Raw genomic sequence first — 15049 nt, forward strand, 5'->3', positions numbered from 1 at the left:
GAGAACTGGCCTTTTATTTTGAATTAAAAACACCTTTTTTAAGAAAATATCTGTTTAAGATTTGCAGTTTTGAAAAATACAATGACCAATGAAATAAATAATCCGAAGAATAAGAATCCAATGGTTATTATACTTCTCTTTGGTTCTGATTTTTGTAAAGCAATTTGTGCGGGTTCTAATACTTTAAATACTGGAGTTTCCCGTTGAATTTTTACAGCTGCATCAGCCATTTGAGTACTAATGCTGGAATAAATATTGAAAGCTAAATCAACCTCATATTGAAGTTTCTTTTCTTGATCTTTAGCTACCTGTAAGAATGTATTGCGATGCTGGTCTTTATAGGTGGATAATCTACTTAAGGCATTATCATATGTTTTTCGCGATTCAGCATGTCGTTCTTGTAGGAATTTTAGTTCTTTTCTCGCCTTTTCAGTTCGATAATTTGAAACATATTTAGTTAGATAATCCTGTGTAAATTCAATTAGCATGGCAGCTGCTACGGGGTCTGTTAATTTAACAGAAATGGTCACCATCCCATTTTTTTTATCTGTTTCTGCGGATATTCTACTTTTCAAATTGGTAATTCCTATTAATTCTGATCGGGTTAAATTTATTAGTTCAGAAGATAAACCCTCTTTAGGGATTGTGATATTTGATTCCTCTACATCCATGGTAGATTTATCATTAGGAAAAATTTGTAGTGGAGCTTGTTCAGGCGAGGTTATGATATAATCATAAACAGTAAGCCATTTTTTTCTTTTTTGAACAAAAACTTTACTTTTCAAGGCTTCCTGGAGAAACGGTGTACTTTGTAACACACTTGGGTAAATTTCAGGTCTTATAACATCCACTCCAGCTCCTCCACCAATGTCTACCCCTGCCAAACCTGCTAATGATTTAAGGCCACCTAAATTATTCCCCCCTGATTTGGAATCTATTTCGGGTAATAATTTAACGGTTGAAACATATTCATTGGCTTGACTTAACGAGTATAAAACTCCAACAATGGTGAATAAAGTTGTGGTAATTCCAATTAATAGAATGTTTGCTTTAATTGCCTTTAAAATTTCTCCAAGATTTATGGAGATTTCATCTTCATTATCAAATGAATTTTTGATATTCTCGTTTTCCATTAGATAATTATTTTGATAATTGATTGACCAATGTGATAATCGTAAAGGTAAAAGAAGCTAAACTTGATGTTAAACCAATTACCTCAGCGGTTGTCAAACCTTTTTTGCTACCTGGAGGAATACTATTTACTATGATTTCAGACCCAGGGAGAACTTTAGGGTAAACCTTGAAAAATAAGAACCTTTTTGTTCTACTAGATACGCCGTTTGGATTTTTAACGTAGACCAGCTTTTTTATCGCATCTGAAGCAAATCCACCTGCCTCTGAAATATAATCATCTAGGCTATAACCATTCTTGTAAGTCACTGAGATAGGATTTTGTACTGCACCTGATAGTTTTACTGTTTGATTAATTCTAGGTATAACCAAAGAATCCATGGCCATTAAATACAGGTTATTTTTGGAGTTCGGATTATCAATAACCTCTTTTAAATCTATTCCAATAATTTCTGAATTTCTATAGAACTCAGCCCCTTCTAAAAAAGCTCCATCCTTTAATCCTCCTGCTAATTCGATGAAATCGGATAATCTTTTACTATTATTTTTAAGTGCATAAACCCCTGGATAATTAACCATCCCTTGGATATTGATGTAGCGCTGATCTTCGTAATCAGGAGCTCGACGAATGGATAATATGTCGAATGGTGTCAATGTAAATTGACTTCCTTCATTTGAAATCTGAAGATTTCCATCAATATTAAAGGTTTTAATTTCGATTTTATCCTCTGAGATTGAACCTGCGCCATGGGTGACAACTCTTCTGGCTAATTCTAATTTTGAAAAACTTGCTCCGTCTTTAAATCCTTTGGCAAGTAATATTAAATCACCAACTTTCATTCCTTCTTTATATTCAAAGGTGCCTTCTTGGTTGACTTCACCAAAAACACTTACAGTTCGTTTTTCTTTTAATCCAGAAACCGTAAATACTTTAACGATATCTTCCCTTTGTAATGGGAAATCCGCAATTTCTCCCCTTAAAATTTTTCCTAAATCAATCGAAATAATGGAAGGTTCGAAATTTTCTAATTTTCTTGTAATGGTGGCTCTGCTTAAAAAGGCATCTTCTCGGGTACCTTCAGCTCTTTTTACTAATTCTTTTACGGTGCTTAGTCCGTTTTCTAAAGCATACATGCCAGGCCTAAACACAGCCCCTTCAATTTCTACCCGATTTTCAAATCGTTCAATAATAGCTCCAATGACAAATTTATCGCCATTTTGAGGAATAAATGAATTCACCTCATCTTGAGTGATATTCATTAATTTTAATTCCCTGGAGGTATTTCTAGTTACAGGAATAGAATAAGTATATGCTTTGTTGGTAAATCCACCGGCAAATTTTAAAACATCTTTTAGGGTTTCTCCCTTGATAGTTTCAAAAATCATGGCTCTTTTTACTTCTCCAATAAGTTCTACCCGTGTTTCATAATCTGAAATTCGAATAACATCTTGATCTTGCAGGTGTATATTATCTTTCTGATCAGCTCTTAATAAAAAATCATAGAGATCTAAAGTTCTAATGACCTTATTAGCTCTTATTACTTTGATATTTCTAAATGATCCATTGGAACTAGGTCCACCAGCTAAATACAAAGCGTTAAATACCGTGGCTAGGGAAGAAACGGTATATGTTCCAGGGAATTTAACCTCACCCGTTAAGGTTACTTTAATGCTTTTAACATTACCTAGGGTTACTTGGGCTGAAGACCCGCTTCCAGGTTTATTTAAACCTTGGTATAATTGGCGAAGTCTACCGATAATTCTATTTGCTGCGGCATCTACACTTAAACCATTGACATAAATCGGACTTAGGTTCAGTATTTTGACAGTTCCTTCTGGACTAACCTTAACTCGGAAATTATCCAAGACATCCCCAAAAATATCGATGTTTAATTCGTCCTCAGGCCCAAGGGTATAATTCAGAGGAGTAGCTATCTTTAAATCAGGTTCAAAATTTAGTTTTTCGATATCAAACAAACTAGATCCAAAAATTTCTTTTTCAAGTGCCAAAGATCTTCTCAATTGAAGTGCTTTATAAACTTTTACTAAACTATCACTATAAACATTTAGCGGTTGAGAAAGAAAAATACGTTCTTCCAATGTGAAAATTTGTTCTTCAATACTCTTTTTTTGATTTGGGTTAGCTTGGGCTCCTGTTGGATTTATTTCTGTCTTTTTTTGATTGCTAAGTGTCCCATTAGTAACCCGGTTATTCCCTTCTGTTTCTGATTTGGTTGTGGTTTTGGTGTTTACACTGGCCGGAAGATTACTAATCTTCTCCCTCATTTTAGCAATATCAGAGGCATTGTAACCCTGTGCTTTGGCCGCTTTTTCTATTTGAGCCTCGCTCATGCCACTAGCTTGAGCTTTTTGATAAAATTGGGTAATTTGATCTTCCGTTAATTCATCTACATTTTTTTTCCCTTGTTGAGCAGTTTGGGCAACTGATAAAAAACTTAAAAAGAATACGAATGCAAATGTTGTCAGTATGGGGAAAACCTGGATTTTCTGGAAAAATCTCATCATAAATCGGGAAGAATAATTAACAATCTACAAATTTAAACCTTTTTTACTTGTCATTTGGATATTCTAATCAGAATTTACCCAATGGGCAAATCTTTAAAATTTGGGACAAGCCAAGGTCCTTTTTAACTTCAGGTAAGGTTTTTTTAATGAAATATCCCAATCAAATAAATAGGCTACCGAAATTTCATGGGCGCCTCCAGAGGGTAGACCAAGCTTTGAAATGGTTAAATCATAGGAATATCCTACCGAGAAATTGTCTTGACGATATCCTACTAATGCCACAATGGATTCTCGGCTATTCATAATGCCATTATTATCTTTCTTAATAGGAACTCCTCGATACCAAGCTCCTAAAACAATTGGAGAAAGGGTTAGGTAGGCCCCTAAATCTAATTGATCAAATGTACCTTGGTGTTTGTAATTTAAAACAGGACTTATACTTTTTTCGGTGTTTCGTGCTCGATACGAGTTTTGTTCAAAATAACTATCTTCCAGCATGATTTTAGTACCTAATTGTATGCTGAATTTCATTGCTACAGGAGAATTAATGGTTGATGTTCTGCTAGACAATGACTGATTTGGGGTATTTAAATGGTGTACCGATAGGCCGACCCATGAATTTCTAAGATTGAGCATAGCCCCAGTAGAAAAGTCCATGTAATTTGTAGAGGCACCATTTTTTTCCCAATTTTTCAAAATGGGGTCATCACTTTTCTGACTAATACTACCGTTGACAAATTGATCTCCGAAAATCAGATTAGAAAAGTCTAATCCCCGATTTACATAAGAACTTTGTATTCCTAAAGAAATCGAGCTTTCCTCAGCTAAATTGATGTGATAAGCATACTGTAATCCAAATGATGTCGTTTGTAAATTTGAAAATTGTTTATCCGTGGTCATCACTATTCCCACACCGCTATTTATGTGGGAGAAATTAATATCAGCCGTTAATGAAGAAAATTGATAACTAGAACTAAGATTTGGCCATTGATTTCTATGGTTGAAATTGACCTTGGATGTATTATTTATACCTGCAAATGCAGGAGATATCAAAAGTGGTGCCGAATAGAACTGAGAAAGCTGCGGATCTTGTGCCAATGTTTTCCCAGTGCACATAAAGAATGCGCCTAAAAATATAAAAACAATACGGTATGATCCGAGTTTACGTCGCATAGCCCAGCAATTTAGTACTTAGCTTTTCAAAAACCAATATTTTGCCTTATTTTGTGTTCAAATCATGTACTTGCCTAACTTTTAAATGATTAAAAAGTTTCTATTTCTTTTTCTGGTTTGGCTTGTTTCTTTCCGTGCTTTTTCGGATCCCAAAATCGTTTTTCGTAATAATTGCCTAACCCAGTGCGCAAGTTGTGAAAAGGGAGTTGACCCTAATTTAGCTACCGTTTTTGAGTTGACTGAAAGTTTTCCCACCGGTACAACTTTTTCGTGGGATTTTGGTGAGCCAGCTGCTCCCAATGATAAAAAAAATTCGGCTACTGGCGTACACCAGTATTGTAGTCCAGGTACTTATAATGTTAAAGTTACCATTCAAAGACCCTTGGCCGGCACTCCTCCAATCGTTTTAACAGAACGAGTTATCATAGGGAAATTGCCAGAAATCTATTTGGGGAAAGACACGTCTGAAGTTAAAAAAACAATTTGCTTAGGTCAGGAATTGGTATTAAATGCCTTTCAAAAAGTAGGTCGACCATCCTATCCTATTGAAGTCTTATGGTATCCCAAGGGCCAAACGACGGATACGATCAAGGTTCGGGAATCGGGTTGTTATTCTGTAAAGATCACAGAACCTCTTTCTGGATGTTCGGCAGAAGCTAAAATGCAAATTGAAATTTGTGGAGAAACTGATCCTAATCAAGTGCTATTAAAAGCGCCTCCTGCATGGTATTTTGGAAGTAGTGCTGGTGTGAAATTTGAAAACCCAGATAACCCAACTCCAACCACAGGTCGTTTAAATGTACCCAATGGGGTAGCTGTAATGGCGGATCCAACCAATAGTATTATTTATTATACGGATGGCCAAAAAGTATTTGATCGTGACAATAACCCTATCACTTTTAGCAAAAATCCTAGTGCTCTGATAAATGGGGATATTACTAATTCGCAAGGGGTAACCACCATGCCTAAAACATCATGTAAGGGTTGTCAATCGGAATATTATATCTTCACCTTGAAGAAAAATGCTGCAAATGAGAATCAGATTTATTACAGCATCGTGGATATGAAGCTGAATAAAGGGAAAGGAGGCCTGTCTGTAATAAATCAATTATTAAGTCCTGTTCCTAGTACTGAACGATTAGTAGCATCTCAAGGAGGTTCTGGATTTTATTGGTTAATTTCTCAAGATGCCAATAGTAATACGATTAGGACCTTTAAAGTTTCTGATGCAGGTATTTCAGCTCCAATTATTACAAGTCCTTCTGGTTCTACCAGCTTAACCAGTTCTGCGGGTTATACCAAAATTTCAACGGATTGGAGTAAAATGGCGGTCGTGGTACCAGGGCCTCCAACCAATAAATTGGATTTATTCGATTATGATGCAACGGGTGAAGGGAAACCAACTTACTTAACCACATTGGATTTAGGCGCTTCTCCACCTACCATATATGGTGTGGAATACTCTCAAGATAAAAAAGTATTGTATGTTTCTATGCAAGGTGATGGGAAGACCATTCGGTCTCAAATCTTACAGTTCAATATAGCCAAGAATAATGCAGATACGATTTTGGCTTCAAAGCGGGTTTTATTAGATACTTTAGCTAAAATTGGAGCTTTACAAATAGATCCTGTTTATAATACCATCATCTTTGTGGCCATTGAAGGGAGCTCAACTTTAGGGAAAATTACGCAAACCAATGATTTGTTAAGTAATGCAGACTCGCTCAAACGCGCTAAATATGAACCTAATGCTGTTACTTTTCCTTCTAATGTGACCAGTCAATTAGGACTTCCACCATCTATACCCTCTCCACCAAACCCAAGTAGCCCACCAAGTATTAAGCAAACTTGCGAGGGAACTACCTTTAGCTATAAGGTCGATAAGAAATTATGTGACCCTATGAACAATGACAAAATTGTGTGGAAGATCTATAAAACAAGTTTAAATCCTTTTCCAACCAGTACCGGTTTAACGGTACCACTGGACCCTGCTGGAACCCTGTATTATTCTTATGAAGGTGATGTTATGAAGCATAAGTTTAAACAGGCGGGCAAATATGTCATTACCGCCGCAATTTCTAACGTATGTGTTAAAGACTACCTTTTGGATGCCCAAGAATTTGATATTCAAATCATGGAACCTTTAAGTTTAAAGGAAGAGTATAATAGTATTTGTAAGGATAATGCCAAAGTTCAGTTAGACAAATTACCTCCACAAAAAACATTGACTTTTGAATGGAGCTCACAAGATAAAACACCTGCAATTGTAGTACCAAAGCCTGGAGGATCCTATGAAGTAATTGTAACTGACACCGCTACTGGTTGTTCAATTACCAAGAAAACTCAAGTGAACTTTTTGACAAATGAGTATTTCTTCCCTAAAAAGGACTATTTTATTTGTATGGATGAGGTAAATCCTCAAACTATCCTACAAATAGCAGGAAATAGTCGGGACTTTACCTTTTCTTGGACTCCCAATTCAGCCATAACTTCTGCCTTGAATTTGAATTATGCCAAGATTAACCGTAATGGATCCTATCAAGTAGAAATAAAAGATGCAGATGGTTGTGTGACGTCAAGTAATTATACCGTACCGGATAAATGTGAACCCTTAATTTTTGCTCCATCTATTTTTACTCCCAATGGGGATGGCAAAAATGACACATTTAATCCAATTCCAAAGAATCCAGCCAGAACTCAGATTGTGAATGTCCAAATATTTAATCGTTGGGGTGAAATGCTATTTTCTAAGCAAGGTTCCAATTCCGCCGAATTATCCTGGGATGGTAAATTCAATGGACACCTAGTCCCTCCTGATACCTATGCTTGGGTTATTCAATATCAATCAACTCCTGAAAATTTCCCTGAAAAAGGAATTATGACATTGCGGGGGGCTGTCGTAGTGGCTTATTAAATCAATAAATTGATAAAGATTGTAGCTAAGCAATAAGAGAAGAATCTCATTCGTTTCTTTTGAAAAATGCTCAAAAAAAACAACGCTGTCAAGGTTTTAAACCTTGACAGCGTTAAGGATTTTTTTAAAAAATTAATAAGCCCGAACTTCAATTCCTTTCATGAAATTCACAAACGCTTTATTAACTACTTGATTTCCTCCTGGAGTAGGGAAGTTGCCCGTAAAATACCAATCTCCTAAATGATTTGGACAAGCCACGTTTAGATTTTCAACTGTCTGATAAATGACAGACACCTCTGCTTTTATATGTTTTGGACGGACAATTTCAGCTACCTTGTTAGAGATTTCTTGGTCTGTAAATGGGGCATAAATAGCCTTAACAAAATTTTCTGTATGTGCTGTCCCATTTTCTAAGGCCACTAAACATTTTAGGTTTACTTCGTCTAAAACACCTTCTAATCCTCTTTCTTTTAAGAGTGCTAAAGCGGCTCTAAAGGCAACGAACTCCTTCATTTTTGACATGTCAATACCATAGCAATCAGGATATCGAATCTGAGGAGCTGAGGAAACAATGACAATTTTTTTAGGGGCTAATTTATCTAATAAACTCAGAATACTCTTTTCTAAGGTTGTTCCACGTACAATGGAATCATCAATTAGTACCACGGAATCAACGCCTTTGTTAATTACTTCGTAAGTTGTGTCATACACATGAGAAACCATGTCATCTCTTTGCTCATCGCTAGTGATGAAGGTGCGGACTTTCACATCTTTCGAAATCAATTTTTCTACTCTTGGGCGGAATGTTAACATTTCTTCCAATTCTTTTTCAAAAAGAATACCGCCCATAATAGCCTGCTTTCTCTCTTTAGCTAAATGGTCTTCTAAGCCATCAATCATCCCTAAAAAGGCCGTTTCGGCAGTATTTGGGATATAAGAGAATACCGTATTTTTTAGGTCATTATTTACTTCTTCCAAAATTTGAGGAATTAATAACCTACCTAATTTTTTACGTTCAGAATAAATATCTGGATCAGAACCTCTGGAGAAATAAATACGCTCAAAGGAACAAGATTTTTGTTCTAGGCGATCAATGAAAGGAGCTTCTTTGACTGAGCCATCCATATCAATTACTAAAGCAGAACCAGGAGTAATCTCCTGAATTTGGTCATAGGCACAATTAAAACTAGTTTTAATAGCCTGCTTTTCAGATGCCACCACCACTACTTCATCATCCATATAATAATAAGCCGGACGAATACCAGCAGGGTCTCTAGCCACAAAGGAAGCACCATATCCTGTTAGGCCCACCATGGCATAACCACCATCAAAGTCCTTACAAGAACGCTCCAATACGCGAACTAAATCAATCTGTTCTGCCAAAATATCGGAAAGCTCTGGATTCTCATATTTGTCACGGTATTTCAAAAATTGTCTTTGGTTTTCTTCATCTAAAAAGTGACCAATTTTCTCCATCACGGTAACGGTATCTACTTTCTCCTTCGGATGCTGTCCCAAGGATACTAATTTGTCAAACAAATCATCCACATTGGTCATGTTGAAATTTCCTGCCATCACCAAATTCCGACTTCTCCAATTGCTCTGCCGTAACATGGGATGACAATTTTCAATTTCATTTTGGCCATGGGTACCATAACGCAAGTGACCTAATAATACCTCACCAGTAAAAGCTACATTTTCTTGCCACCAAGTGGCATCATGACTCGGATCAATGCCCGTTTCACGCTTGACATCTTTGGCTAATTTTTGTGCTTTCCTGAATTTCTTATTGATTTTTCCGAAGATATCGGCTACTGCTTGAGGCTCTACTGAGCGGTACCGACTGATATATCGGTTACCTGGATTAACGTTGATTTTGATATTGGCGACTCCGGCACCATCTTGACCTCGATTGACTTGTTTTTCCATCATCAAGTACAATTTACTGAGGCCATAAGTAGGCGTCTTGTACTTATCCAGATAATACTGAAAAGGCTTGCGCAATCGAATAAGGGCAATTCCACATTCGTGCTTTATTGAATCAGACATTTGGTATGCGTTTCAGAAGAGGTTTTTACTCAAAATCGAATACAAAACTAAGTAATAAAAATGATGGCTCAACGGAAATGTCCATTAATTATTTCCTTATTTTAAGAATTCCCAAAGCATCGATGGAGCTAAGAAACTTCCTAAAATTAATCCCACCAATACCGCATAAACCCACATATTGCCATTTTCATTCCAAACGCTAAGACCAAGCTCCTGCGTTTTTTTCTTGAAATATAAGTGGTATGGAATCTTCAAATAATAGAAAATTCCAAGGGCTGTGGTTAAAATTGCTGTCAGCAGCAATATTAAGGTCAAAATTTGGGAATTATTTTGATATTTTTCCCATAAAAATGAAAAATAAGTAACCTTGGCAATAAAGCTTCCAGCAGGAGGTAAACCAGCTAAAGCCACCATTCCCACCAACAAAAATAAGGAGGCTAATGGGCGTGTTTTAGCCAAACCACTCCATTTTTCTAAATCATTTGATTTATATGAACTTACAGGCGCTTCATCAATCAAGTAAAAGACCAAAAGGGTGCTTAGACCATAGATTAAAGCATAAAATAATAATGCCTCCGTGGCTTGTTGACTAGGAAATAACCAAGCCATGGCCATGAATCCACCATGGGCAATTCCTGAATAGGCAAGCAGTCTTTTGCTATTTTGTTGTCCCAATGCACCTAAATTCCCAACTAATAAGGTTAAGATGGCTAAAAATGCAATAGGCACCTCCAGCGACAAAGGAATAAAATGGAGTAATCGTATGCCTAAAAATGTAATAGCTATTTTAGGTGCGGTTGAAATCCATGTCATCCAAGAGGCAGGTAAGCTTTCTATTACATCTGGACTCCAAGGATGAAAGGGTGCCCAGGCTAATTTAAATAACAATGAACTTGAAACTAAGGTAAGTGCAAGTCCAACCAAATAGGGATCTGCATTGGACAGTCCGCGACTAAATTCAGGACTGGTAATATGCATGCTCCCCGTAATACCGTATACGAAGGAGATTCCATACAATAATAGCGCTGTACTAGCCAAGCCAAATAAAACATAGGGCAAAATAGCCCTTGCTCCCTCAGTATCCTTACGAATGCCCACTAATAAATAAGTACCCAATGACATCCATTCGATACTTAAAAATATACTTAGCCAATGGCTACTGATAGAAACCAACATGGCTCCACCTAGTACGGATAAAAAGCCCATTTTTTCTTCAAATTGAAAACTTTTTTGTTGGGCTTGATTGACTAAAATTAGAATAATCGCTAAGAAAAGAAGCAATGCATTGATCGAATTGCTTCCCGCATTAATCCAAAAAATCGAAAAAGATGCGAAGCCTGTCATTCCTGTAGTCATTCGCTGAATGGCTAACACAAATGCGAGTAATAAACCTATTTGAGTGATGAAATATCGCCATGAGCTAGAGAATTTACTAGACCTACCATGTAAAAATAATTCGGCAAATATTCCCACCAAAATCCAAATGCACAAGAGTATTTCAGGTATCATCAAGGAAAGTCCTTGACTAATTCCATGGAGCTTCTGTGGTATGGATTGCAGTATTTCAGGAGAAAACATAGTGTAAACTTACAGTTTTTTGCCAAGTATTTTTTGACTTAAATAATAGGCAGTGGGATTATTCTCCAGTTGGACCATTTCTTCAGGACTACCTTCAAAACAGATTTGTCCTCCTGCTTCTCCTCCATCTGGTCCTAAATCTATGATATGATCAGCACATTTTATAACCTCCATGTTGTGCTCAATGATGATGACACTGTCACCCTGTTCCACTAAATCATTTAATGCTTTCAATAATTTTTTGATATCATGAAAGTGAAGGCCAGTGGTGGGTTCATCAAATATAAACAAGGTTTTTCCTTTATTCGGATTCCCTTTACCCAAAAAGCTCGCTAGTTTCACACGTTGGGCTTCACCTCCTGATAGTGAATTAGAAGATTGTCCCAATTTGATATATCCTAAGCCTACTTGAAACAATGGATCTATTTTTTCAGCAATTTTCGGAGTTTTACTCTTGAAAAATTCCACACCTTCTTCTACGGTCATGTCAAGAATTTCCGCGATATTTTTGTCCTGAAATTTGACATCCAAAATCTCTTGCTTGAATCGGCTACCTTGACAAGATTCACATACCAATTTAATATCTGCCATGAATTGCATTTCAATGGTAATCTCACCCTCTCCTTGACAGGTTTCACATCGGCCGCCTTCGACATTAAAAGAGAAATGGGAAGGTTTATACCCCCTGGTTTTTGCTAAAGGTAATTCTGAATATAAAGCACGTATGGCATCATAGGCTTTGATATAAGTTACAGGATTAGACCTAGAAGATTTACCAATGGGCTGCTGATCAACCATTTCTACACCAGCAATTTGGGAAATACTGCCCTTCAACTCTTTAAATTTACCTGTTTCTTCCGTGCCTAATTGCAATTGCCGAAGCAATGCAGGATATAAAATTTTCCGTATTAAAGTTGATTTACCAGAACCACTAACACCCGTTACCACAGTCAATATACCCAGTGGGATTTTCACGGAGACATTGCGTAAATTGTTTTCACTGGCTCCAATGATTTCAATGTGGGCCAAACTCTTTCTTCGAAAGCTTGGAATCTCGATACGGTCCTTTCCTTGCAAAAATTGCATGGTGTGACTACTTAAATCATGTCTTGTCAGCGCTTCCTCCAAGTTTCCTTGAAACATGAGCTCACCTCCATGCCTACCAGCCTCTGGGCCAATATCTATGATTTGATCAGCTGCTCGCATGATATCTTCTTCATGTTCCACCACGATGACGGTATTGCCCATTTGTTTGAGCATCAATAGGACTGAAATTAGTCTTTCCGTATCCCTAGGGTGTAAGCCAATACTGGGTTCATCTAAAATGTACATAGATCCCACCAATGCACTTCCTAATGAAGTAGCTAGTTTTATGCGTTGGAATTCTCCTCCTGATAAGGTAGAACTAAGTCGGTTTAAGGTCAAATAGCCCAAACCTACTCGATTCATATAATCCAATCTATTTTTGATTTCTATTAAAATACGACGGGCAACTTGTTGGTCTGCATCCTCCAATTCCAATTCATCAAAAAAGTTTTTGACTTTGGAAATAGGCCAAAGTACCATATCAATGATGGAATACCCTTGAATTTTGACATAAGCGGCATCCTTTCGTAGTCTGGAACCAAGGCATTCAGGGCAATTCGTTTTACCACGGTAGCGAGAAAGTAAAACCCGGTATTGAATTTTATAGGTTTCTTTTTCTAAATGGTCAAAGAATTGGGTTAATCCTGCAAAGTATTTATTGCCCGTCCAAAGTAATTGTTTTTCCTTATCTGTCAGATCTTTATAAGGTCGATGAATCGGGAAATCAAAACTCACGCCATTTCGAATGAGTGGATATAGCCATTCGCTCATTCGTTCACTTCTCCAAGGTGCAATGGCCCCTTCATAGATGGATAATTCAGTATCAGGAAATACCAAATCAGGGTCTAAGCCCAATACTTTACCATAGCCTTCACAATTTTTACATGCACCGTAAGGATTATTGAAGGAAAAAAGATTGAGGCTAGGTTCTTCAAATGAGATACCATCTAACTCAAATTTATCAGAGAATATTTTTCTTGGATGACCCTCTAATTCAACCCAGCAAATCCCTTCTCCTTCAAAATAGGCTGTTTGGACAGAATCACCCAATCGAAACTGCGTTTCTTCATCATCTGCTTTACTGATGAGTCGATCTATCAATATGGCCAAGTCGGCCGAATTTTTATCTATTTTTTTTAGTTGGTCATCGTCTTCAACCAATTCCTCCAAATTTAGAATTTCATCCCCAAGTTTTAAACGAGTGTAACCTTTTTGGATTAAAAGTTGGCATTCATTTTTAAGACCTCGTCCTTCATGGCGAAGTAGAGGTGCCAGGATAATGACTTTCTTTTGAGGAAATTGCATAATCCAGTCTACGATGACTGAAACAGAATCTTTTTTTACTTCCAGTCCAGAAACAGGAGAATATGTTTTTCCAATTCGGGCAAACAGCAATTTGAGGTAATCGTATATTTCGGTAGTTGTCCCTACTGTAGATCTTGGGTTTTTGGTATTGACTTTTTGTTCAATGGCAATGGCAGGAGATACACCTCGAATATAATCCACCGCGGGTTTTTCCATACGGCCCAAAAATTGCCTAGCATAACTGTTTAAGCTTTCAACATACATGCGTTGGCCTTCAGCAAAAAGGGTATCGAATGCAAGGGAAGATTTTCCGGAGCCAGACAATCCTGTAATGACGACAAGTTGGTTACGAGGAATCGCGACATCCAAATTTTTTAAATTGTGTACACGAGCACCTTTAATGATGATGTGTGTTCTAGGGTCTAAATTTTCAATACCCTCGGTGTTTACCAAACTCGAATTCGGATGATTCATATAACAAAATTATCCTTTAATTTTGTTAATCGTATTTTCAAAATCATAATCCAGCATTTTTTTCGTTTTTACTCAAAAAAATATTTATGAAACACCTATTCTTACTTTGTTTTTTATTCAGTTGCGGTGTGGTTTTTGATTCCAAAGCGCAAGAACCCGTAGTTATCAAAGAAGATGGAGCCAAAGGGGATTTGGATGTAGAGCCAGATGTTAGTGAATTAAGCTTTCGTCAAAGACTACATTTTGGTGGTGGATTGTCCGGATTGAGCTTTGGAAATCCAACGAGTATTGGTGTTTCACCCATGCTGGGCTATCAATTAGCTAATAATACGATTGTTGGAGTGGGATTGACTTACCAATATTATTCGGTTAATTATGGTGGAAATATTGGAAAGCTGACGAGTAATTTATTAGGAGAGCGACTGTTCATTCGTCAATATATTCCAACCCTGACCGCCTTATTAGGACAAAGTTATTTAGTGGGTCAAGTGGAAAATTATTCTAATTTGTCTGACAACAATGTGAGTAATTATTTTGGTTATTCAAATCCCGTATTAGTGGGAATAGGAATCGGTTCAAAGCTTGGGATTAACTTGTCTGTCATGTATGACCTAAATTATGGTTCTTCTTCAGGTAAGGTTTCTCCTTATGGCTCAGCTTTGGTTGTACAAGTGGGAGGATTTTTCTTTTAATTTTCAAAACATTTTATTGATTTTAGGGTATACATGCTAGAAAGAGGCATTGCTTTTAGATTCTAAGATTTTTCATTTTTTTAATGATCAATCTCAGTTTTTTTCTCGCATAAATGCTTAA

The 15049-nt window shown here is 36.9% G+C and carries 8 protein-coding genes; 2 read left to right on the forward strand and 6 right to left on the reverse strand.

Annotation, left to right across the window (positions count from 1 at the left end):
• Nucleotides 1-38: 38 nt before the first annotated feature.
• The 3 genes from ACST15_RS03965 to ACST15_RS03975 form a co-directional block, all read right to left on the reverse strand.
• Nucleotides 39-1133 (reverse strand): Wzz/FepE/Etk N-terminal domain-containing protein, encoded by a 1095-nt coding sequence (locus tag ACST15_RS03965; protein WP_459453347.1) that lies wholly within the window; start codon nt 1131-1133, stop codon nt 39-41.
• Nucleotides 1134-1140: 7 nt separating this feature from the next.
• Nucleotides 1141-3657 (reverse strand): SLBB domain-containing protein, encoded by a 2517-nt coding sequence (locus tag ACST15_RS03970; protein ID WP_459453348.1) that lies wholly within the window; start codon nt 3655-3657, stop codon nt 1141-1143.
• A 93-nt stretch (nt 3658-3750) separates the two neighbouring features.
• Nucleotides 3751-4830, reverse strand: coding sequence for a PorP/SprF family type IX secretion system membrane protein (locus tag ACST15_RS03975; protein WP_459453349.1), 1080 nt, complete (start codon nt 4828-4830; stop codon nt 3751-3753).
• A gap of 85 nt (nt 4831-4915) precedes the next feature.
• On the opposite strand from ACST15_RS03975, the gene ACST15_RS03980 reads away from it, so the two are divergent.
• Complete coding sequence (locus ACST15_RS03980; RefSeq protein WP_459453350.1) at nt 4916-7744, forward strand: T9SS type B sorting domain-containing protein; 2829 nt, start codon at nt 4916-4918, stop codon at nt 7742-7744.
• Between the two features lie 132 nt (nt 7745-7876).
• Here the strand turns inward: ACST15_RS03980 and ACST15_RS03985 are convergent, their stop codons facing one another.
• From ACST15_RS03985 to uvrA, 3 genes are all read right to left on the reverse strand, one after another.
• Complete coding sequence (locus tag ACST15_RS03985; protein ID WP_459453351.1) at nt 7877-9793, reverse strand: amidophosphoribosyltransferase; 1917 nt, start codon at nt 9791-9793, stop codon at nt 7877-7879.
• Between the two features lie 96 nt (nt 9794-9889).
• A complete protein-coding gene (locus ACST15_RS03990) occupies nt 9890-11371 on the reverse strand; it encodes an NADH-quinone oxidoreductase subunit N (RefSeq protein WP_459453352.1) in 1482 nt (493 codons plus the stop codon).
• Nucleotides 11372-11380: 9 nt separating this feature from the next.
• A complete protein-coding gene (uvrA, locus tag ACST15_RS03995; protein WP_459453353.1) occupies nt 11381-14236 on the reverse strand; it encodes an excinuclease ABC subunit UvrA in 2856 nt (951 codons plus the stop codon).
• Nucleotides 14237-14322: 86 nt separating this feature from the next.
• Between uvrA and ACST15_RS04000 the strand changes: the two genes are divergently transcribed.
• Entirely contained in the window at nt 14323-14928 is a 606-nt protein-coding gene (locus ACST15_RS04000; protein ID WP_459453354.1) for a hypothetical protein, read from the forward strand.
• Nucleotides 14929-15049: the final 121 nt, after the last annotated feature.

It is taken from the genome of Aquirufa sp. Wall-65K1 (assembly GCF_054558475.1).